1 protein-coding gene is annotated in these 26849 nt (G+C 51.1%); it reads left to right on the plus strand.

The genetic code is table 11. The features are described 5' to 3' along the window. The first annotated feature begins 26 nt into the window (after positions 1–26). Entirely contained in the window at positions 27–26591 is a 26565-nt protein-coding gene (locus XMG59_RS11565; RefSeq protein WP_217363740.1) for an Ig-like domain-containing protein, read from the plus strand. The last annotated feature ends 258 nt before the right edge of the window (positions 26592–26849 follow it).

Consider the following 26849-nt stretch of genomic DNA (forward strand, 5'->3'; position numbering starts at 1 on the left):
CAGTGTCACTGTCACAGATCACCACAGTGGCGGCTAAATACGATATTACCTTTGACGGTGAGCGCCCAGAAGGTGTGATCACCTTTGATAGCGACGCCTTGATTGCCGGTGAGACCTCGGGTGTCACAGTGACCTTCGCTGAGTCTGTCACCAACCCTCGTGATGCCATCATTGTCAGCAACGGTACGCTGTCACCGCTGGTACCGGTGGAAGGCACAGTCATTCCGCGTACTGTGTGGAAGGGTGTGTTTACCCCAACGCTGAAGATCGAAGCCGATGAGACGACGCTGGTGCTGGATAACAGCCTGGTGACTGACAATGCCGGTAATACCGGTACGGGTCTGAGTGTCTCTAACCCGATCTCTATCGATACCCTGGGTCCTGTCGCAGAGCTTAGCTCTAGCGTGCTCTACAACGGTAACCGTCTGATCACCATCGATTTTGGTGAGCAAGTGACTGACTTTGATGTGAACGACATTGTCGTGACCAACGGCATCAAAGTGACCAGTGGCTTTACTGAAGTTCAAGCAGGGCAGGTCTACACTCTGGAAGTCGCGCCTACCGCGGCAGCACAGGATAATCCTACCGGTGACGTCACCGTCACACTGCGTAAAGGCACGATGACCGACAGCCTGGGTAACCTTAACGCAGAGCAGTCGATTGCGCGTCCTTGGGATATCCGTGCGCCTGAAATTACCCGTATCAATGCCGAGAGCGGTTCCTACACCGCCGGCGATACCATCGCGATTGCTGTTACCTACGATGAGATCGTCAATGTTGATGCCGTGAACGGCACACCGTTCCTTGCCCTGAACAACGGCCAGGTGGCTGAGTATGTGCGCGGTAGCGAGAGCAACACGCTGGTGTTTGAGTACACCGTGGTACAGAACGATCAGGTCGATGCGCTCAATGTGCAGGCACTGGTGAAAGACGGTGCCAACATTACTGACAATGCGGGTAACGACGCTAAGACTTACATCACTCCCGGTGCCAACCTCTCCAACCATGCAGTGGTTGAAATTGATGGCGTTGCGCCAACGATTGTCACCATCTCTGCGGCAGAGGACGCGCTGTACCTAGCAGGTGACAGCGTTGAACTGACAGTTCAGTTCAGCGAGAACGTCTACATCGACTTCACCAACGGTTCACCGATTCTGGCACTGAGTAACGGTGCGGTCGCTGAGTATGTCGATGGTGACGGTTCAAGCTTCCTGAACTTCCGCTACACCGTTCAGCCAAATGACTTCGATACCACCGATCTAGATGTACATGCACTGATCACTAACGGCTCGGTGTTTAAGGACATCTCCGGCAACGAAGCCAATATGGCGATCCTGAGCGACAACAGCCGTCTGGCGTACCGCTCGGATGTGGTGGTGGATGCTGCGACACCGTACATCAACACCATCTCTGCCAACGCCGGTCACTACAACGAAGGCGAGATCATTGATATCGCCCTGGGTTGGAACAAACCGGTTGAGATGAACGATGCGCTGGGTACCCCAGAGCTGAAACTGAGCAATGGCGAAATCGCCACCTACAACGCCGCAGCCTCTACACCAACACGCCTAGTCTTCAGCTATGCCGTTAAAGCGACTGATTTTGAGTCGGACGCACTGGCGATTGCTGAACTGCGCACCAATTACGCGACTTTCAACGGCGTTGTTGCTGGTGAATCTGCTGACCTGACCCTGCCAAACGGCGGTGCGATCGCGCAGGCTGAAGGCGGCATCTTTATCGATCTGACGCTACCAGAAGTAGAGTCTATCAGCGTTCTCGACGAGAACGGTTCTGCAGATCTGAGCGCGGGTGAAGCGGCAACGCTTACCATCGAATTTAATGGGGCGATCAAAGAGCTGCGCCCAGAGTTCTTCAACATCGAGAACGGCGCGCTGAGTAACCTCAGCAGTGAAGATGGCGTGACCTGGACAGGCACGTTCACTCCGCTGAAAGACACGCAAGCCGGTGAGCAGACTCTGAGTCTGGATCTCACCAAAGTTTCTGATTTGGCAGGCAACTTTGGCCTCGGTCAGTCACAAGATGCTAACTACACCTTGGATAGCGCTTACCCAACCGTGACCATCCGCTCGGATGCGGACGGCATCGTTAATGGCGATGTGCGCATGGTGGTGAACTTCTCTGAGTCGGTGCAGGACTTTGACCTGAGCAAGCTCAGCGTCGAAGGCGGTAGCATTGATCAGTTAAGCCTGGAGACACCGGATAACTCGGGTCGTCCTGAAGGCGAATATAGCTTTGTTGTAACCCCAGACCGTAATAGCACCCAGCCGATTAAAGTGCGCGTGATGGATGGCGTTGTCACTGATGAGGCCGGCAACCCCAACAAAGCGTCGGATGTTCTGCTCCAGCCAGTCGATACGGTAAAAGCGAAGATCGAAGGTATCCACGCTGAGGCCGGAGCCTATGCGGTGGGTGATACCGTTCAGTTGACGGTTAAATTCAGTGAATCGCTCGACTTCGAATCGGCGCCAGAACATGCCCCTTCACTCTTTTTAAACAACGGTAAACAGGCTGTTTACCTGAGCGGTGCGGGCACAGACACCTGGACCTTCAACTACGAATTTAGTGAGCCTGCGGCCTCTGCAAACCCTCTGCAGGTGCTGGCGTTCCTCGAAAATGATGCAAAACTCGTCGATGTTGCCCACAACCGTGCCAACGTCAGCCTGAACAGCACAAACCGCCTGCAGGAGACTGTCATCGTTGATGGTATCGAACCTCAGGCTGTTAGTTTTAGCGCAGTAGCGGGTAGTTACGGAATCGAAAATGTCGTTTGGATTCAGATGGAGACCAGCGAATGGGTCAACGTTGATACTGCGTCTGGCCGCCCAACCCTCGAATTGGCCAACGGTGGCGTAGCCACCTACGTGTCAGGTTCCGCATCCAATACGCTACTGTTCCGCTACGAAGTCGAAATGACCGATCACTCAGTTGATGCCCTCGAAGTTAGCGGCATCAACATGAACGGCGGTTTGATCTCTGATGCAGCGGGCAACGCCGTTGCTGCTTTTGGATCAGACCTACTGATCAATGCAGATGCGTCACCGGTTGCGGTAGACACCAACGCACCGACCTTGCAGCTGGTTAATCTGGTTGAAGATGCTGGCTCAGAAAACGATGTCCTCAACGATGGCTACTACGGCATCGATACGGTCGTTGCGTTTGATATCCAGTTTGATGAAGCGCTGCTAGTCGATACCAGCGCCGGTGAACCAGTACTTTCGCTGAGTAACGGTCAAACGGCAGCGTATATCGCTGAGCGCTCTGATCTTGCTAACGGCATCATGCGTTTTGAGTACCGTGTTGCTGAGGAGCACATCAATAAAGATTACCTGCGCGTACTGGGCATGGCCGAGCAGGGTGCTCAGATCACTGATCTGGCGGGTAATGACGCTGTGGTTGATATCGATCCGAGCGCGCTGAACTACTCAACGCTGTCGATCGATACCAAACGATTCAATCTAGAACTCACTGACGATCAGCCAGAGATTGCAGCGATTCCGGGTGAGCCGATCACCGTTACGCTAACCTTTGATGAGCCTCCATCAGCCTTTGATGAATCGGTTTTATTCATCAAACCGGCTGATGGCTCCGAAGTTTTGGATGAACAGAACCTCATTCAGCCTGCACCCTTCGATCTTTTTGATACTCACTCCATCGTTGTAGAGGGCAGCCTGACTCAGGTTGATGAGCGCACCTACACCATTCAACTCTCTACCAACAACAACTTCCGCGGTGAGCTCGAGATCAGTGTCGCTGCTGAGGCTGTCGCTGACCGCTCAGGTAACCCGCTGACTCAAGCGGCTGTGCTGGTTCAGCCGGTTGATACGATCACCACGGCCTTCCAAATTACGCCAGTGGCGGGTCCTTTTATTGGCTCGGATGCGAGTGTGCATCTATTTACTGATACCGGTATTGAACTGACCGACGGTCAGGACTACCGCGTTGATTATGAGACCGACGCCGCTGACGGTCAGGTGTTGATCACACTGTTGAACGGTTACCGCGGCCCTATGCTGGTCGAGGTGCGTGACAACTCTTCTGTTTCAACCGACTACATCAACGAGTTTACCAAGCAGTCGACTAGCCTAGATACTTCGCTGCGCGCCATGCTCAGTGTTGATGAAGCAGCACCTGAATCCAAGCCCATCACTGTGATTGTCTCGCCTCTGACAGAGCTGGCCGTGCGTAAAGCCGGGTATGTTGAGGGTGAAATACCCAGCTTGTTGTCTGCAGAACAGCTCGACTACAACGTCAAGATCGCTGCGTTGTTTGGCCTTGAAGGCATTGATATTACCCGCACTCGCGTCACGACAACGCTGGATAAGCAGTTCGACGAGAACGACGGTCTCTCTGCTGGCGAAGCCTACGGTGAAGCACTGGCAGCACTCGCCGTAAAAGATACCGATACCGGCTCTGCTCGCGCAACCATCGAGATGTTAGTGGACGGTATTGTTGAAAACACCGACAACCAAACACTGGAATTCACACCGCTGGCAGCACTGGAGATCGACCAGGCGGCCAATGCCGTTGACCTGATGCAGGATGTGGAAGCCTCAGGTCAGGAGTTTACTGCAGACGATCTAGAGAAAGCGCAAGCGCTGCGTGCTGTTTTACGCACCGCAGCTGATGTTGAGCCGTTCGTAACCATCGAACAGCTTGAGCTGATCGGCGTTCAGGGTGTCAGCGAAAACACCCTTAGCTTGGCACACCGCCTGCTGACTCAGACCGCCGATGACGGTTCGGATGTGGACAGCATCGCCAAAATCGATGCACTGCTCTCTAGTGCTCTGGCTGCACTGGATACGATCACCATCGCCGCTGAACAGAACACCGCTGCAGACGATGTGACGCACGCGCACTATGTAGCGCTGGGTTTCCCAGACTTTTCACCGGTATTTGAGCAGGCATTTGCCAAAGTATTGGATCAAACCGGTATCGGTGCCGCTCAGGTGGGTGATATTACGCTGTTTGAAGCGATGCTTGGCAGCTATCAAAACCTGATTAGCTTTGTGGTTGATCCACAGTCAGTGGATCTAGAGCCAACTCTTGCCGATTACGAGCGCCTTGGCATCACCGGTATCGACAATGACGATATGGTGACCGTACTTAATGGCGGCCTGAGCACCAACACCGAGCTCTCTTATGCGGTGATGGATATCAACGAGCTGCAGTTCTTGGTAGACGACTTTAACGGCTCGATGGATGCAATCCGCCTCTACAGCGAAGATCCAATCGCCAATGCTGATCAGATCCCAACGCTTGAGACATACCAGAAACTGCGTCTTGCCAACATGGACGAGGCGCTCGTTGATAGCATCAACTCCGTGCTGGCTGATAGCGATATCGTGATTACAGCGGACGGTGTGCGTAACGAAACGCAGACCATTATCAACGCGTATAACAGCCTTCTAAGCTTCAATGCTCAGGACGCTGATGCAGTTGCTCCTGCGACTGAAGATTATGCCGTTCTGGGCGTAAAACAGCTCACCGATGATCGTGCAGTTAACTTTGCAACATCGCTGCTCATCAATAAAACCGTCGATCAGATCGACTCAACGGCAGAGCTTGAAGCGATTGCCGATGCGATCAACGCACTGCTCTACACCGTCGATCTTGAAGATGCCTCAACAGCGGCGACTGATGAAAATGCGATTACCGTCGAGCAGTTGAGCTTACTAAATCAAACCGTCACTCAGGCACAGCTTGCCTCTGTACGCGCCTTTATGGCAACCAAGGCCGATACTGATGTGGCCGAACTCACTGAGCTGACTCATCTAGTTGATGCTGTTGTTACCGCAGCAGATCGCATTAAATCCTTCTCTGAAGATCCAGTCGCAGCGTCGGATGTAATCAACGGTGGTCTGGGTGAACCGACTGAGCTTGATTACGAAGTCGTACTCGCAGGCACCGGTACTACCATCTCAGCGCTAGGCGCAATGAACGAGATCCTGGCTGACAGTGATGTGGTCGTTGGTGAGACTGATCTTCAGACTGAGCTGAACTCACTCGTCTCTATTTACAACGTGCTGTACGGCATGGCGGATGGCGGTGAAGTTAACGAAGTTGATGCGCTATCACTGACCGATTATGACACTCTGGGTATCAACGATCTTGATACGACGGACAGTAACGACCTAACGACAAGCTTCCTGAACTCTCTAATGGATGTTCAGAGCAGCGAAGGTATTGATACAGCCGCTGAGCTGCAAGCCCTTAGCAACGCCGTAATCGCTTTGCGCGAGACCGTTGTAAACGGAACTAATACAGAAACTGGCATCACCGTTGATCAGTTGATCCTACTTGGCTTAACTGATGCAACAGAGGCGAACCTGACGGCACTGCAGACCGTAATCGCACGTGATGCGGTTGAGAGCTACAACAACTTTGCAACATTGGCTGATCTTCAATCCGTAGCAACCAACGTCTTTACTGCGCTGAACACGCTAAGCGCGCACACTGCATTGGATGCTGACGCTGCGAATAACCCTACCGAAGCGGTATACGCACAGGCAGGTGTTGCAGGTGTGACTGAAGATAACCTACTGGCAGTTAACGCACAGGTTCGTCTAGCGGCGACATCAGAAGATAAAGACTCGCTTGAAGAGCTAACCGCACTGGTTGAAGCTGCAGATGCTGCAATCGAGTACATCCGTACCACCGTTGCCCCAGAGATCCGTGCTGTTATCGAACTGGCAGATGGTGAGACAGGTCTCACCCTAGACGAGCAACTTGCTGCTTACAGCGCAGCAGGCGTCACTGATGTCACGGAGGATAACCTGCTTGCAGTCAATGCACAGGTGCGCCTGGTGGTTGACATTGCTGGCAAAGACAGTGTCAGTGAGCTGCAAAACCTTGTCACACTGGCTGACGAAGCGCTTGTCTACCTGACAACCGTTGCCGTTGAAACCGATTATGAAAACATTACACAAGAGGCTCAGCTAGCAGCATACAGTGCTGCCGGTGTTCTGGGTGTGACAGCAGACAACCTTCTCGCTGTAAACGCTCAGATGCGTGTTACAGAGAACCAAGCGACAGTGGCTGAAGTTCAAGCGACTGTTACAACTGCAGATGCCGCACTCGCGAAGATCGAAGCGCACGCCGAAGGTGATGATGCACTTGCAATCACCGATTACGAAGCGGTAGGCGTTCTGACGGTTACCGACGAAAATCTATTGGCAGTCAATGCACAGGTTGTCCGTGCTGAAGATCTAGCAGCAGACTCGGTTGAAGAGATCGGCGGTCTAGTTGATGCGGCGAACAATGCATTGGCGTTCATCCTGAGCGACATCGCACCGCTGACGTCTACAGAAACACTAGATGCTACAGCACAAATCGAAGCCTACAACGCTGCGGGCATCACCGGTGTTACAGAAGATAACCTGCTGGCCGTAAATGCTCAGATCCGCAAGCAGCTTGCTGCGGATAGCAACGCAACAGACAATCTCGATACCGTAGCGGATATCCAGGCTAAGGTGACTGCCGCGAATGATACGATCGCATACCTAGACAGCACAGTTGCGCTTGAAGAGGACTACCTAAACCTTACTCAGGCACAGCAGGTCACTGCTTACCATGAAGCGGGTGTTCTAAGCGTCACAGCTGACAATGTTCTAGCGGTCAACGCGCAGATGCGTCTAGAGACGACAGCCGAGAACAAAGACGCTGTTGCAGAGATCGAAACCATCGTTGGCCTAGCGAACGATGCAATTACATACCTTAGCACTACAGTTGCGCCTGAACTGAACGTAGAGATAATCACGCTTTCAGATCAGTTGGCAGCATATGGCGCAGCAGGCATCACAGGCGTATCTGAAGATAACCTTCTTGCCGTTAACGCACAGAATCGTCTAGTAACAGATGGTACGCTGAAAGATAACGTCGATGAGCTACAAGCGCTTGTGACTGATGCAAACGATGCGATCACTTACCTAGCAACTGTTGCAGATGAAACTGCAGCACCAGAGACTATCGCTGAGGGTGAAACAGGTATCACACTGGCAGACCAGCTAGCCGCATACAGTGCAGCGGGTATCCAAGGTATCACTGTAGAGAATCTACTCGCGGTTAACGCACAGTTCCGTGTGGCAACCGATAAAGCGACTGTGAACCAGATTCAAACGATCGTAACGCAGGCGAATACTGAACTTTCACAGATCGAAGAGTTCGCAGCAGATACAGAAACGGTACTAGCTGAGACTGACTACTCGGATGTGGGTGTGACCGGAGTATCTGAAGATAACTTGCTTGCTGTAAACGCGCAGGTACTTCTTGCTGTAGATGGTGATGCAGATTCTGTCTCTGAAATCCAAGATATCGTGACCGATGCAAATGATGCATTGGCTTACATCTTGAGCGACATCGCACCGCTGACGTCTACAGAAACACTAGATGCTACAGCACAAATCGAAGCCTACAACGCTGCGGGCATCACCGGTGTTACAGAAGATAACCTGCTGGCCGTAAATGCTCAGATCCGCAAGCAGCTTGCTGCGGATAGCAACGCAACAGACAATCTCGATACCGTAGCGGATATCCAGGCTAAGGTGACTGCCGCGAATGATACGATCGCATACCTAGACAGCACAGTTGCGCTTGAAGAGGACTACCTAAACCTTACTCAGGCACAGCAGGTCACTGCTTACCATGAAGCGGGTGTTCTAAGCGTCACAGCTGACAATGTTCTAGCGGTCAACGCGCAGATGCGTCTAGAGACGACAGCCGAGAACAAAGACGCTGTTGCAGAGATCGAAACCATCGTTGGCCTAGCGAACGATGCAATTACATACCTTAGCACTACAGTTGCGCCTGAACTGAACGTAGAGATAATCACGCTTTCAGATCAGTTGGCAGCATATGGCGCAGCAGGCATCACAGGCGTATCTGAAGATAACCTTCTTGCCGTTAACGCACAGAATCGTCTAGTAACAGATGGTACGCTGAAAGATAACGTCGATGAGCTACAAGCGCTTGTGACTGATGCAAACGATGCGATCACTTACCTAGCAACTGTTGCAGATGAAACTGCAGCACCAGAGACTATCGCTGAGGGTGAAACAGGTATCACACTGGCAGACCAGCTAGCCGCATACAGTGCAGCGGGTATCCAAGGTATCACTGTAGAGAATCTACTCGCGGTTAACGCACAGTTCCGTGTGGCAACCGATAAAGCGACTGTGAACCAGATTCAAACGATCGTAACGCAGGCGAATACTGAACTTTCACAGATCGAAGAGTTCGCAGCAGATACAGAAACGGTACTAGCTGAGACTGACTACTCGGATGTGGGTGTGACCGGAGTATCTGAAGATAACTTGCTTGCTGTAAACGCGCAGGTACTTCTTGCTGTAGATGGTGATGCAGATTCTGTCTCTGAAATCCAAGATATCGTGACCGATGCAAATGATGCATTGGCTTACATCTTGAGCGACATCGCACCGCTTACGGCAACAGATTCAACGGATGCGTCAACTCAGATCACAGCATACGAAGCAGCTGGTATCACAGGTGTTACAGAAGATAACCTGTTGGCAGTTAACGCTCAGATCCGTAAGCAGCTGACAGCAGATGTTGAACTAGACGCACCAACGGAAAACTTAAACTCAGTTCTTGAGCTTCAGGCTAAAGTCACTTCAGCAAACGATGCCATCGCTTACCTTGAATCTGATGTCCAAGTTGAAACCTACGCCCTTGATGATCTCTCAGGTGGTGAAGCCGCTCTTACAACGACAGAGCAGCTAGCAGCCTATGCAGATGCTGGTGTGCTTAACGTGACAGTCGATAATCTATTGGCCGTTAACGCGCAGATGCGTCTTGAGACCACCACAGGTAATAAAGACTCTGTCGCTGACATTCAAACCATCGTTGGTCTGGCTAATGATGCCATAGCGCTGATTGAAACCTTCAACAACTCAGACGGCGCAACCGATCTGGGTAATGGCAACACTGCACTGAGCACCGACGATTACGCGGCGGCAGGTATTCTAAACGTGACTGCAGATAACCTAGTGGCAGTGAATGCGGTGATCCTAGGTTCTGCGACAGGCGAAACCACTACGGTTGGTGATATCCAGACGATCGTGAATAACGGTATTCAAGCCCAGCTTGATGCCATGGCGAAGATCTCCGATTACGCCGATGCCTATGTTGTAGGCACTGAAACGACAGCGGGCGATGCGTCAACCAAAGCGGTTCAGACTATCGATCCGGGTGTATTGGCAGCGGCTGATGGCTATACGCTTCACCTAGGTACTGTAACGCTTGAGACAGGTGCTTTTGCCTCTGCGCCAACCGTTGCAGAGATGATCACAGCTTTCCAAGCAGATTCAGCCTACACACTCGCGCCGTTCACTATTGCTGATAACGGCAGTGGTCTGCTTGAGATCACCTTCAAAAACTTCGGTGTTCATAGCAACATGGGTGAACTGCACACAGCACGCCCAACACTGGAAGATTTTGTCACAGCGGGTGTAACGGGTCTTACTGAGAAACAGCTGTACGCAGCCGTTGACTTAGTAGAACAGAAAGCACCTGATCAGGTTGATCAGCTAGCTGAAATTCAGACGGTTGCGACGAACGCAGCGACCGTTCAGGCCAACAACTTGAATGTGGTGCTGAACTACGCCATCGATAGCGCAAACACTAAACCAACTGTAATGACCTACAAACTTGCAGGTCTGACTGCAGTAACCGAACTGACGCTTCCAGCCATCAACAAGTTGATTGCACTGGAAGACAGCAACACTGTTTACGACTTCGATACAGCGGCAGCTATCGTTAACGCAGGTGTACAGGCGTACACGGATGCACTGCTGAAGATTGCGAACCACGCAAACGAGCTAGCGGATGCTCCAGTACCAACACTGGACGATTACGAAACAGCTGGTATCACAGGCCTAATCGCCGATGATATCGATATGATCAACGCGCTGATCATTCAGCGTGAAGCGGACGATGATGGCATCGCGACCACCTCATCAGGCATCCAGAGTGTTGTAAACGCAGGTCTTGCTGCTGTATTCAAACTTCGCGATGCAGCGGAAGGTAATACAGCGGTTGATAACCTCACGGAAGATGACTACACAGCAGTAGGTATAGACGCTGCTGACATTCCAGATGTAGCTGCACTGAACAGCTCACTTGATAGTCAGCCAGTAAATGGCGTGATTGCACGTAACTTCTCGACGCTATCAAGTGTCGTTGCAGCGGTTAAAAAGCTCGTCGAGATTGCTGATGGTACCGATGGTAACGCAACGGATGTGATGACTGCGGATGACCTAATCGCCATGGGTCTAACAGGCCTGGAAGCGACAACCGGTGAGTCGGCTAAACAGAGCGCCGCGATCGCGATCTTCAACGATCTGGTGGATACCAAAGCAAACGCGGATGTTGGTACCGTTGCCGAGACGCAGGCGCTTTACAACGCAGTACAGGCAGCCCTTCGCACCGCGATGGGTGAAACACCTAAGATCACCAAGGAACAGCTGAAACTACTCGGTTTTGATGTTGATAACGCCGATAGCAACGTGCTTACGGATGTTACCGACGACAACCTAACAGCGATTCAGCAGGTACTTGTTAATCTTGCGATCGATACAGACTTCAGTGCGCTGACAGATCTCGCTTCACTAAAAACGCTAGTTAACGATGCAATCGCAGCAATGAATGCGATTTCAACAGCGGCGGGCAGCAATGATGCCTCAGCGATTGTTGATGTCACCACCCTGAATGATATGGGTGTGACTGATGTGACGGACTACGCTGCGATCAACAGCGTACTTGAACTGGCGAGCACCACAACAGCGAAAGTATCGAACTACGGTCAGATTAAAGCGATCGTCGATAGCTACAATCTAATTCTGAAAATGGCCAATGATGGCACCGTTGAAGCTGAAGCTCAGGATTACGACAACATTGGTATCACCGGTGTAACTTCAGCGGATGAAGTCGCTCTTGTTAACAGCTACATCATCGCTAAGAACGACAGCACTCGTGTTAATACGGTGACCGATCTTCAGAACCAGGCAACCGCACTAACAACGATGTTAACACTGGCTGAAGAGAGCGATGTCGTTGGTATCGATAATGCAACAGCGACAGCGCTAACACTTACCGACCTAGAATATCTGGGCTTTACCACCGCACCTGCAACACCAGCGGTATCGGGCACAGAGATTAGTGCAGTTAACCTAGACTCAATCCGTCTAGCAATTGCCAACACCGCAGATGATCACTCAGATATCCTAGATTTCACCGCTCTTGAAACGCTGATCAACGATACAGCGACTTCGGCGAACGTGATTCAGGCATACGCCGCAGCAAATGATGGTGCTAACGCACCAACTGCTGCTGATTTCGCCGCTATTGGTGTGGCTGGAGTAACCGATGCGAACGTAGCTGCGATCAACTCGTCACTCTCCACCAGCGGTGTGCTCGATAGCATCGCAAGCAGCGTCGCAACCGACACACAAGACATCGTCGATGCCTGGGCTAAAGTCGAAACGCTCGCCGATGGAGGCGTAGATAGTGTTGATGTCGCGCAACAGACAGTAGACATAATTCCTGAAACAAATACCCCATCAGGTACGGCAACATCGATTACTCAAAATGGCTTTACCATATCGACAGAAAGTGTGTTCGGCAGTACCTGGGCACTTAATGAGGCATTTGATAATGACCTCGGGTCAGGTTATGCAAATGCCGATGGCGATCCTACTAATGTCCTTATTATTGATGCGGATAAGGCGTATCAACTCTCTGGATATACGCTTAAATCTACAAATGCCGGATACCCTAAATCTTGGACACTTGAAGGTTCAAACGATAGTTTGACGTGGACTATTCTAGATACGCAGACTGACTCGCAAGAAACTCAGAACACGAGCCACACATATCTTTTTCCAAGTGCAACAACAGATGCATACCAGCAGTACAGGTTCAACGTGACCGCTACAGGAAACGGTAACGAACTAGAGTTATTAAACTTCGAACTGTTGATAGATGAGGTCAGTTACACGGTTTACAACAGTGATGATGACTTAGACGGTTTTGTTGGTATTGACGATGATATTCAGTTAGCGACGGCAAGCGACTTTGCAGCGTTAGGCATAACTGGGTTGTCTAATGCGGCGGCCTCATTTTTGAGTCATCTGATTGACGAGCGTAACCTCACGGATGTCGGTGATATTGCGGCATTACAGTCGTTGGCTGATGCCGTTGAAGCGCTCTTGGCGACCAACACTGTCGATGATGGTTCATCCACTGCGGCCGGGGGTGATGTCACGCGGGCGCAACTTAATCTGCTTGGCTTGAGCCTTGTTGATGATACGAACTATGCCGGTGTCATCACGTATTTAAAGGGCAATGGTGATCTTAACTACGCAACCGTTGATCATTTTGCGAAGGTCAAAGCTGACATTGTTGCCAACCTAGACAACCTCTCGGAGATTGAGAAGGCCGCGGAACTCAATACCGCGACCACCAGTTACCCGACGTTAGCCCAATGGGACACGATTAACGGCCTGGATGCCTCGACCGCTGATGATGTGACGTCGTCTAATCTTGCTGCAATCAACTCGCTGCTCAATACGACGGAGGTGACGGGAGCAACGGTCAGTAACACGGCGACATTGCGCACGCTGATTACGTTGTACAAGAGTGTTCTGACGGCGGCGACCTCAGGCGGCGCGGCGGCAGCGTTAACGCAGTCGGAGTATGAGTCGATTGGTGTGACAGGTTTTAGCACGACCACAGCGCGTGCTGCAGCCGAGGTAACTGTACTCAACGAGGTGATCTCGAGCTTTACGGATAACACTCGGGTTGATCGTATTAATGAGGTGGTGGGTATCCGCAAAGCGGTGACGGCTCTGATCGATACCGTTGAAGGCAAAACGCCCGCGATTACCAAAGCTCAGCTGGGCTTATTGGGCTTTGATCTCGACAACGCCGATGCTGACGTGGCAACACCCTCGGTAACTGACGATAACCTTAGCGCAATTCAGAAGGTCCTGAAAGATACAGGTATTGGCACCGATTACGATACCGTCGATACGCTTGCCAAAGTCCAGGCGCTGGTTGACGGTGCTGTGAACGCCCTAGAAGCAGTTAAAGCAGAAGCGGACGCGAATGATTCAGATTCAGTGACCGTCGCTCAACTTGAAGCGATGGGTGTTGAGGGTGCTGATGATTCTGGAACAGCCAGTGATAACATTGCGCTGATCAATAGCATCCTAGATAGCGCTGTTGCATCAAGCGAAGTCAACACACTGGAAAAGGTTCAGAAGCTTGTTGATATCGCAGCCAAAGTTGTTGCGCTGGCTGGGGATGCCTCTGCAGCCAAACTAACACAGGCAGAAATTGCGCTGATTGGTATCAATGATATGGACACCGATGCTGAAGTTGCGCTTCTGAACGATCTAATCGTGGCGGATACTACTGCTCAGGCAACCGTAGCTGAAATTCAAACATTCGCAGATGTGGCATCTAAAGTGTTGGTGAACGCCGCGCTTGAAACAACAGCAACCTTTGATGACACCAATGCGCTGACAGCTACTGAGCTTGAAACTCTCGGTTTCACTAACGATACAAATTCACCGCGCACGCTGACCGCTAATGGTGCAGCGAGCGACTCTGTAAATGCAGAGAACCTAGGCTTAATCCGCCTAGCGATTGCCAATACAGCGAACGATTATTCAGGCGTAAACCGCCTCACCAAACTGACCACACTTGTTACAGACGTTGCCACCGCAGCCAACAAACTTGTGAACTTTGCTGAATCTGTTCCTACCCCTACAGATGCTGCACTGATCCCAACCGTTGCTGACTTCGAAGCGATTTTTGTAACAGGTGTGGACAGCACTAATTTGGCATCTGTACTGGATGTCTTAGCGCAGTCTAGCGTCACAGTATCTAGCGACATTCAGGCTAAGGTTCAGGCGGTTGTTAATAGCTACAACCTTATTCTGACAGCTGCTGATGCGACCGATAACGACACATCAACAATTGCTGAAACGGATTACACCAACCTGGATGTAACGCTCAGCGATGATGCCGTGATCAAAACAGCTCAGATCAGTATTCTGGGGGACATTATCGATATTCAATCGAATGACGATGTCGATACAGTCACTGAGCTACAAACTATCGCGGATAACATCAAAGCGGTGCTGGATACAGCGGTACTTGCCGATGGAACAGATCCGGCTACCAACGGTGTTACCTTTGAACAGCTGAACGGCCTAGGAATCAGTGGCGCTACTGCCGATAACATCGCAGCGATCCGTATCGCGCTGATGAACAAAGGCAGCGATACCAACCTGAGCTCTATTGATAGTTATGACGAACTGAAGTCGTTGGTAAACAACGTGATCAACGCACTCGAAATCTTAGCGAACTACGCTGCTGATGAAGTGGCCGCAGAGCAGATTCCAGATGTAGATACATACAACTACGCGACCTTCCTAGAAGTCACCGGCGATAACTTTGAGGCGGTACAGCGTGAGCTGATTGCGGCTGAGCGTGATGATGCCGATACCACCGCCAAGTTGCAGGCGGTTGTGGATGCGGGCTTGGCGGTTCAGAAAGCTGCGCTTGAGAAGATCGTGGCCTACAGCACTCCGGTTGCCAGTGGCACGGTCGTGGATGCAGGCGATAGCACAATCAACGCAAATGGTAGCCTCAACGATGCCACCCCGCGCCACCTGAGCATGGATCTGACGGGGCTATTGGCCACCGACAGCTTCACCCTGCGTGTTGGCAGTGACACCTTGGTCACTGAAGCTCTAGCAACGGCTGATGCAGCGACCTTGGTTGCGGCCCTAGAGAGCGTAACGGGTTATGATGATCTAGCCTTTAGTGTGCGTGCTGATGGCGAGGTGCTGCACATTGAGTGGAAAGACTGGGGTGCCTATGGCGCTGCAGCCACATTGCGTGCCGCACAACCGAGCCTAGATGACTATCTCCTATCGGGTGCCCAGTTCCGCACTAGTAACGGCATTGATGCCGACAACCTCTATGCGGTGAACAAGGTCGTTGAAGGAAGCACCTTCACGGCAGTGACTACGAGTAACGTTGCCACGGTCGTGGGTGAACTTGAGACTGAGCTGGAAACAGCAGGGCAGGGCTTGGATGCCCAAACCGCGGCATTGGCAATCATCGAAGCCTACGCCGATGGCGGTTCAACCGCACCCACAGTGGAAGATTACACGCTGGCGCAGGTGACGGGCGTTACTGAAGACAATCTGGTGGCGGTTAATACCCAGCTTAAAGCGCTGAATACCAATATCACGACTACGCATACCGTCAGTGACATTGAAGTCGCGGTTGCCTCGGCCAATACCAAATTGGCAGCCTTTGAAGCGAATACACCAGCCGATCCGCAGGTAGGCTTTACGGTGGCGGAATACGCCGCGGTCGGCCTTGCCACAGGCATCAGCGATGATGTGGCCAACGGCATCGATAACCTGAAAGCCGTCAATGCCCAGGTGGCCTTGGCCGCTGAGGGTGATGCCAACCGGGTGCTCGACCTAAACTACTTACTGGCTAAAGCCGATGCCGCCATTGCCGCTATCGAGGCCTACAACAACGGCACCTTGGGTCGCGAGCTCACCGTCGATGACTACGCCGCCGCAGGTATCACCGGCGTCACACCAACAACACTCTATGCCGTCAACAACGAAGTGAAGTTCGATAGTGCGCTCGTCCTTAACAGCGTCAGCGAAATACAGGCGGTTGTGGATCCCGGTCTGGTAGCGGCTTCGGATGCCCTAACGTACACACTAGCCATTGCTGCCGACGCACAAAGCTTTAGTGAGCTTTCCAGCACGACATCGTCCTTCGTGCCCCAGATCGATAATAACAGCGATCAAGACGCTGCAGGTATCGTTGAGACTTTTTTCAATTGGCACGAACCTAATAATTATGACGCTTATAAGGCCTTTGATAGCAGCACAGGTACAGGCGACAGCAATGGTGCTCACAGTGAAGGCGCTTTGAATGGGTCCAACTCAGCCATTTTGGGTTGGAAGGATCCCGCAACAACACCCACAAATCTTGGCGCATTCCAATCCGTAACGGTTATCGCACGTGCTGGCCTGGGTGGTCGCGTGCCGGGTGAATTCGCTGTTGAGGGATACAATCCCGATACCTCGAACTGGGAACCGATTGGGAGCTTCACCAACACAACCCAAGGCGGTTTTTCCGTTACGAGAGAACAGCTCTTAAACAAACCCTATGACGCCTACGACTTTCCAGAGGAAAAGCTTTACTCAGGGTTCCGCTTGGTTATCGATACAACGGCCAACCAAGAAAATTCTGGGTCTGATGGTTACATTAATATTAACCAGCTTACGTTTAATACCAAGACCCCGATTGATAATAGCTACGTTACTGCCTCTTTAGAGGACCTAAATACCGCCGGCTTACTAGGCGTATCAACTGATAACTATGCAGCGGTCGTAGAGCAAATTGCACGTACCCAGCCAACTGATGCAGCTGGCTTACAGGCGGCAGTGGGTTTGGCTGACGCTGCGATACAGTTACTAACCGATTATGAAGACGGTGACACAGCCTTAACGGTGGATGACTTTGTGGCTGCCGGCCTTGAAGGAGTTGACACCTATAACCTTGAGTTTGTTGTTGCGCGTTTGGAAGCCCAGACCGATGCGGCGTTGAAAGACACCTGCAGTGAGTTGCAATCCATTGTGACCAGCGGTGTAAGTGATTACCGCGGTGAGCTTGATACGCGGATTAATACTTTCGCCAATGATCCGATCACTGTTTTCACTGCCGAAAGCGGTGGTGACGACAACGCGCTATTTGATAATACTGTCCTTGCCGCCTCAACCGATTTGATCAGTGGCGTATCAGCTACGACCGGTCTGGTTGACGGCATAACAAATCAAGACAGCGGCGAAGTGCTGAGCAGCGAGATCACGCTAGGCGCCGAAGCCAGCGGCAATACACGTTTGCGCTTTGAGAGTTTAAAAGCGGCATTCAACAGCGATGTAGTGGCGACCCTGCCTGAAGAGTTCGTGGTGAAGGGACGCCTCGACTACACCGCCGACGCCTCTATTTGGTATGACCTGGCAACGTTCACACGATCTACAGTCGATCTCATGCCGGCAGGTGCCACCACCAATACGGTAGATGGCGTGACGTCTTCTTCTTCTAATGATGCGGGTTTCTACTATCGTGCCTACGATGCGCTAGACGATGTCGTCGCTACGGCTAGTAACAATCAAAACTCTTGGGCTGTTACCCAAGATGGTGTCGAGTGGTGGCAAGTTGATTTGCCCAGCGAAAAACTGGTTACTGAGTTCTCCATTACCGGCGTAGCAATGCCCGCGCGTGGTCCGGGTGCTTTTGTACTCCAAGGTTTTGATGGTGCAAATTGGGTCGATCTTGATGTGGGTGGGCAGAATTTAGCGACACCCACCAATATGTCGGAGCTGATTGATCAAAGCGGCAGCTTTGAGCTGCAAAGCGGTAGCAGTCAGTACATCGATGTACCTGACATCACCATGGATGGTGATTTCACCATGCAATTCTGGGTTAATCTGGAAGGAACAACACCTGATGAATGGTCCCGAATTTTTGACTTTGGCTTAGGTGAGAATAACACCAATGTTTTGCTTGCATTTGATGGCAGCAATGGTCTGAGATTTACCACAAATATTAGTGGTGGTACGCAGGCACGTGTTTACACTCAAGCAGGTGTTTTACCTAACACCGGGTGGCATCAAGTTACAGTCAGTTTGGAAGACGATAAAACACCCCACATTTATATCGACGGTACCGAGATCGCGACCGTTAATCAAAGCACTGGTGCAGGTCTGACGGCGGGACAGCTGCACACCTTCTCTAACACCACACTGACAAGCAATTTCATTGGCAAATCGAATTGGCCAAATGGTTACCCCACCATGAAAGTGGGTGAGGTACGTATTTGGGATAAGGCGCTCACGCAAAGCGAGATCGATGCAAGCTTGCTGTCGCCGTTGAATGGTGATGAGGCGGGTCTTGAATATTACCTAAAGGCCTATGACGGCACGCTTGAAAACCATGCCACAAACTCCAGCATGGGGTCTGCTACACCCATTAATGGATCTCAATATTTAAGTGAGTACTCGGATACCCAGACGTTAACGGGTACTGAATCGCTGATTGCGCAAAATGGTGCAGTGGATTTTAACAACGGCGCCATAGACTTAGGTGATATTACCTTGGGTGGCGCTGTAACGTTGCAGGCTTGGGTAAACCTAGATGGCAACACGCAATCAGCTATGTCGCGGATTTTTGATTTAGGGAACGGTGCGGCCAACTCCAATCTCATTTTAGGCTTTAACACAAACAATAAGCTTTACATGAGTGCCTTTGATGGCTCGACTTCGTCAACGAGCACAAGTCCCTCAAGTATCCCTAATAGCGGCTGGCAACACATAACTTTCAGCATCTCGGATGCTGGTGCAGCTACGGTCTATTTAAACGGTGAGGTGTTCCATACCTTTGCTACCCAAGTACCTGACCAAACGACTCGTACCAGTAACTTTATTGGCGACTCAAACTGGTCCCAAGACCCTGCGTTTGACGGCTACATTGGCGAGGCAGCTGTTTGGAACCGTGAGCTTACACAGCAAGAAGTTCAGGCCAGTATGTTGGCGGCACCCACACTGACTGATAGTGATTTGGTCGCCTATCTGCCGCTCTATGAGGGTGAAATCTACAATGCTGTTGCGGGTAGTGACGTCGTAACCGCTAACTCCGGAGCACAATTTACATCTGCCACACGTGACTGGGATCCGCGCGAGACCAAGACCTTTGTGGTTGATGAGCCCGGATTGTACTCGAGCTACCGCATTTCCATCCCCAACGATCAGTCACACGACACCCATGTGGGCTTTGATGAAATATCGATGACGGCCTACGACGTGACGTTCAACGCGGCGCCTGCATCCGTTTTTTCAGCCAATAACACGCTCGCCAAAGACCTTGCCTATGACGCGCTGACTGTCAGTGCCTCTGCCGCGGCGTCGGGTGACGCTGCCATGGCTGAACTTAATCTCATTGTCGATCGGGTGACGGCGTCGGAAGGCTTTAGTGTGAGTGACCTCACGGCGCTCAATATCCAGAATGTGGACGCAGATCTGTTACTGGGTTATCAGCAGCGCTTACTTACCACATTCTCAACTGACTACGTCGCCGGTGGTGAACTTCAAGCCATCGTCGACGAGGTGAACACCGCTAGCCAGACAATCATCACGGCTATTGCAACCAATCAGACCGCGTCATTGACGCTCACTGATTTACAGCAGGCGGGTATTCAGGGCGTTGCCGATGCGGCCACGGCGGCTGCGGTAGTGCAAAAGCTTGCGCAACTCACAAGTGTTACGCAGACAGCGCAAATGCAGCACGCGGCTGACGAGATTGCAGTGGTGTTCGATAAGGTTAAGGCCTTTGTCGATGCAGGTATTAGCCAGCCGACCAATGCCGAGCTGGAACTTCTGGGTCTATCAACCTACGAGGCGACTGATTACGCGTCATTAATCAGCACGTTAGACGATCTGAGCGCTGGCGCTATTACCTCCATGGCGGATCTTGAAACGCAACTGCTGGTTGCGGAGCAACTCAAAGCCACGGCCTTGGCAAGGCTCCACGTGGTCTCTGATGCGGCACTCAATACGGGTGATTTCGTCCCCGATCTCGATGCGGCGGGTAATGAGGCCTATGTATTCGGAGCGAGTGTGCGGACAACCTACGACTCAAGAGGTGCGGTTAACGCGTTTGATGATAATACAAGCACACTTTACCACTCGGATACAAACGGTTGGTCTGCAGATCAGTGGGTGGCGTTTGTTGATCCAACAGGTTTGCTTGCGGGTATTCCCACTGCTATTGAATGGGTTGGCAGATCGAGTTTTGGAGCGCGTATCCCCAATAACTTCCTCTTTGAAGGCACAAATGACGGCGGAGCGACCTGGGAAATCATCGAGCGCTTCGATAACGACACCCTGACGTCTGGTGAGCTGTCATTTGCGGTTGCTATTCAAAACCGAGGTCAGAGTTACAGTGGTTTCCGGCTCTATTCAGAAGATTTAATGAGTAGTGCGAGCGAGACGAACAGTCTCAATTTGACCGAACTCCGCTTCATCGTAAAGCAGACCGCGACAGTTGAAGCGTATGCGCTTGCCGGCATTAACGGCGTGACTGAGGCTAATCTGGATTACGTGAGTGCTTACCTGCGCACTGCGGGTGCGGCCGATACTGTCACGCCAACACTGACCACTTTGCAGACACGCGTATCAGACGCTGAGGCGCGGGTTGCCAAACTCGAGGCCTGGCAAGGTGGAGACGCAAGCGCCGCATGGACCCGCGCCGACCTCGTCGCTTTTGGCTTTGAGGATTGGATTGCCGAAGATGATATTAATCTCAATGGCTTGTTAGCGATATTGGGTGATAGCGACACCGGATCGAGCTATGCTGAAGTCGTGTCCGTGTTGGGCACTGCAGCTGCAGCGTTTCATGCACAGATTGCGCGATTTGAAGCGCACTTGTCGGCAGGTGGTGTCGATACTGCGGCCACAGAAGTAGATTTCGTTCCTGACTACGACCTCAGTAATGAGGCGAAGGCAGGACTGGTCTTCGATGCGACGGGTCCACTTTATGGAAACAATGGTTCTGACTACACGAAATATGCAACTACCTGGGGCGCAAACAATGTCTTTGATAAACAGTATTCAACGTCTGCTACCACTACCGGAGTAGGCTGGCATAGCGGTGCTGGAAAACCCGAATTCATCGGTTGGCGAAGCGAGGATTTATCGAGCGCGCAGGTACTCACCCGTGTTGTATTTGATGCAAGAGCAACTTATGGCGCGAGAGTTCCCAACCAGTTTGATCTACTGGGTTGGACGGGCAGTGACTGGGAGCTGATTAGAGAAAATCTCACAAATACAGCAAGCGACAGTGGCAGTGGTGTGAGCATTGATATTGATTATGACGTAAACAATCCTGCAAAAGCGTATACAGGGTTCGCCATCCGTATTGATAGTTCTAACGATGCCGATGGCTGGATTAACCTAGACGAACTTTTGTTCTACACCAAGCCGGCAACATTTGACGTTAACGAGACGCAACTTGCCGCACTGGGCTTTGAGGGACTGTCGTCTGCTCAAGCCGCTATTTTTAGTGATCTCGTAGAAAAAGCGAGTGGTGCAGCCCTGACCACTACCATGGAGCGCTACGCTTACCTGCAAACTGTTCACACGAACCTTGCGCAGCTTGAGGCTTATTTTGATCAAGCCTCACTGTTTGCCGCAGGTGATGACAGTCAGAAACTGACGCTGTCCGAATATCAAGCATTTGCGGTTCTGCTGGCTGACCTAGACATAGATTTTGAAGCGCCGATCGACGCATCGGTAGCGGCAGCTATCGATGTGGCACTGCGTGATACAGGTAATCTAGTTGACGTAAGCCATGCCTTGCGGGTTATGGAAGTGGCCGTCGGGAGATACTTCGACGCCGCAGCGAAGGCTTCTGATTATCTTGATCGCAACGCATACAGTGTCGGCGTTGAGGGCAGCGAAGCTAACTTCCTTGACGCGCCGTTAACAGCTGACGGGCAGGGCGCTGTAGCTACTGCTTCTTACAACTCTACGACATACGTCTACACAGCATTCGATGGCGAAAAGGCGATAGATGACACCGCTGATGCACGTGGCTGGTTCTCCGAGGATAATGCTGGTTTCGCTGTACTGAGTTTGGGCGGTGATTCACGTGGTTGGGATCAGTCTAAGCCGGCAGAGATTCTAAAAGAGGTAAGAATTTGGCCAAACTCATCTAACGCTAACTGGCGCAATGGTGCGCCGGAAGAATTTAACGTGTGGGGCTACAATCCAGAGAGTGATGAGTGGGAGTTAGTCGCCTATTTGCAAGGTCCAAACACTTTGCAGTGGCCAATGAGTTTCAATATTGAATCTAGTACGCCATATAACGGTTTCAGACTGGAAATGCTCGATCATATTGGTGATCTGTCCGAATACGATCAGGTAGATTTTGGCGTATCGGAGGTGGAGTACATAACTCAGAGCGTTGCCACCACGTTAACGCTTTCGGACTACAGGGACCTCGGTTTCGGCAACATAACAGATACAGCCGTACAAGCGATGAACGTTCGTTTGGCATCAGAGATAAAACCAGCGGTAATCAGTCACGCGACGTTGAAGCCGATAGTTGATGATGTGTTGGCACACGAAGCGGCGCTCCAATCAATGATTCGGCACGAAAGTGCCGTAACAGACCCAAGCGTTTACGCGGACGCGGGTCTTGTTGGTGTGAACGCGAACAATATCGACCGAATTAATACGCTACTCCTGAATGACCCACGCGGAGCAGCGCTGCGCTTATCAGAGATTCAAGAGCTCATTGATCATCAGAACCATCAGTTTGAAGCGCTGTTTGATTTTGTTAACGCGATCTCAGCCGACACTGACAACTATCAAAAAGCGCTAGCGGACGGCACATTTGTTGAAAATAATATGACGGCCTCTAGCCCGTTAGTAGACGGGTTTGTGTTTGCTAAATCTTGGTGGGGTCCGGGTTGGGATGCCCATTATGAAATCTTTGATGGTACTGAAAGCGGCGCCGGAAATGGATATGCCAGTGATTACAATGTTGCCGACGTGTATGCGGGGGAGCCGGAGGGCATAATTGGCATCTACGATATCTATCAGTTGATCGGTCCTCGCGTGTTAGACAGCGTGAGCATTAATTTACGTACTACCGGGGAAATAACGACAGGCTTCTGGATACAAGGCTATAACGCCACATGGCAGCGATGGGAGAACATTCATTACAGTGACGCTCATAGTACGAATGCGGGAACGCAAACTATTGATGTAGATAGTGATAAGGCTTACAGCGGATTCCGTCTCTATCTACAAGCGCCCGACGATGGTATCACCGTTATCAATGAGTTGTGGTTCAACACCAAGGGCGCGGACCTTTTCGACGAGGCGGGAATTCAGGGCATAAATGCTTACAACGCGGCCTTTATCTCGGCGGCGCTGGTCACCGCGCAGGCGAGCGACGCTACCTTGTTTAGTTCCAATACGGCGTTGCAGCAGGCCGTGGATGCGGCGCGAGAGGATTTCCTAATTAGTGAAATCAATCGCGTTGTTAACAACAACAACGAAACCCTAACTGCTGATTTCTACTTGGAGCTTGGCTTTAACGACATTGGCGAGGTTAGCCGCTCTTATCTTGACCAGCAGTGGCGAGACGCGGCGACCAGCAGCGATTTAACGGATATCGCTGCCATGACCGCCTTCGTATCACAGCAGGTACTCCAGCCCAGTGCATTGATGAACCTGTTGTCTGAAAAAGCCGAATTCGGTGCTGATCGATCGCTCGCTATGGCTCTTACTACTGTTGGAAATCTAAGGGAGTATGTGCCAAGGCTCAGTGGTGATGTTAGTGGTGTTATTGAAAACAACCCATATCAGGCGGCGTCCTATCCCGCATGGCGTCTCTTTGATGATAGCGGCGCTACATACTTTGCAGACGATGGGAGTTTAACTTCCAGCAATCCACTTCTATTAGGGTATCAGGGTGACGTCACGAGATGGACGCGTATTCAATCTTTCAGCTACGAATACCGTGAGGAGTCAGGATCAACTGACCGCACGCCGAGAGACTTTACGCTACAAGGTCTTGATCCGCTTACGGGATCATGGGTAGATATCCAAACCTACTTCAATACATCTACTAGTAGCGACAAAACATTTTCAGTTGATTCCGATGTTGCGCGTCAAGCATTTGTTGGGTACCGCCTCAACATAACGAGTGCAAACAGCAGTCACAGTAGCTCAAAAGTAAATTTAGACGAGCTTCAATTCAACGTATATGACGTTGTGGTCGACAGTAGTTTGTTCACCGCGCTGGAGTTGCCTATGGTTACGGCGGAGACCAGTGGTGATATTTTGTTGGCGCTGCTCGAACACCCAACACTTGATCTAACAGATCGCACAGCTGTTTTAGCTGAGGCTCGCGCCCAAGCGATTAGCCTGGGTATCGAGCAATATGCTCTGAAAGCTGGCGCCAATGTGGAGGCACCTACCGCTGCTGAATTGGTAGAGGCCGGGTTCACTGATGTTAATGGCGCAAATCTGTTTGCTGTACTGGAAGCTCTTGCATCGAGCCAGGCCGATGGACTGTCGGTAACTGACGCGGTGGCTGCTGGCGTTCAGGCACAGATCAATGCGTTTACCGACCTCACTGAAAACTTCGACGGCACGAGCCAAATTTTCCAAGGTGAGGGTGCCCTGTTCGTGCCCACTAACGGTACCGGTGGTAATTTTAGCGTAACGAGCCAGTGGGACAACTCAACCCACAAGGTTGCCAATGCATTCGACCGAAACACATCGACGTACTGGGCCAATAATCACGCCTTATCACAAGCTAATCCAGAGCAAGTCTCTTGGGTAAGCAATGACCCCAACTATCGGGGCATTGTTCGACAGATAGAACTCGATGTTCGTGATGCTTTCCCAAGTCGTTTACCTGCTGCTTTCGACCTTGAAGGCTGGAATGCGACTAGTGGGCAGTGGGAGTTTATTCAGTCCTTTACGGATAACACGCTCAGCAGCATTGAGCGCTTCGCAGTGGCCAGTAATAAGGCTTACTCAGGTTTTAGGTTGTCTATATCGGCTTCCCAAAAGACCGACAATAGCGACAACTCTAATATCAATCTAGACGAGATACGGTTTGTGGTTGAGCCCATTTCGAGCGCAACCGACTTTGATTACGACTCGACCGCTCCGACCTTGCTGACCTATCAGCAGGCTGGTATTGAGGGTGTGACGATCAGCAATATCGATCGCATCAACGCAGGCGTTAAAGCGGCAATAGATGCTGGTATTACACTTGATTATGATGCGGTAGCGGAGATCGTCTTTACAGAGAGCTGGATACTGTCGGTTGCTGACAATAATCCATCCGTTGCAAGTGATCCCACATTGTTTGCAGCATTGGAATCTGCTGTTGAGGATCTCTATGCTTTGGACGGGTTCGCAACTAAGGTTGAATACGATTCCCAAAAGGCAACTGGCGTTGAGTTGACTGCCGATGAATTATCTTTGCTCGCAGGACAAGCTCTAAACGAGTCTCAAGCACAAGATGCACTAGCGGAGCTTATTGCCTCAGATCATCAAGTGAAGTCTCAACAAACCCTACGACAAATGTTGCAGCACGAAGCGTATGTAACAGATTTAATCGTAAGAGATCAGTACGAGAACGAGCTCGGTGAGCCTGTCCTAGGAGACACAATTGAAGCAATTATTGCTCTGGATGAAGGTTTGGAAGAAGGCGATATTGTAGAGCTAATCATCGATGGTGTTGTGGTCGAGACAAGGTCGCTCAAGGAAGAAGAGATTACGGCCCATCAGACGAAAGTAAGCGTGCAAATTTCTGATCTGTACAACGCACAAAATTTGGACGAGCAACTAGATTTGGTAGTGAGGACAGTGCAGACCGAGACGAATACCAGTGATGACTCAGGTATTTGGCAATATAACTGGCAGTAAATGACCGTTCGGCTCATCTCTGCCATCTGCATTGTAGAAGAGAAGTCGTTTGCCCAGGGACTTTAAGGTCCGATAATTAGTTGAGACTATTCTGTCAATTTGTTATTGACACTTATGACATAAATTGTTTTCATGCACGATGGATGTATGTCTAATTTGTCACGGTTGTGACATTTAGGCCCAATTAATTGTCGAAGCTAAGCTTCGCAAGGGGAAACAAAATGGCTACGGTAATCTCTCAATTCAATGCAAGTCGTC

This window comes from Marinobacterium sp. xm-g-59, from assembly GCF_013283315.1.
Taxonomy (GTDB): domain Bacteria; phylum Pseudomonadota; class Gammaproteobacteria; order Pseudomonadales; family Balneatricaceae; genus Marinobacterium_E.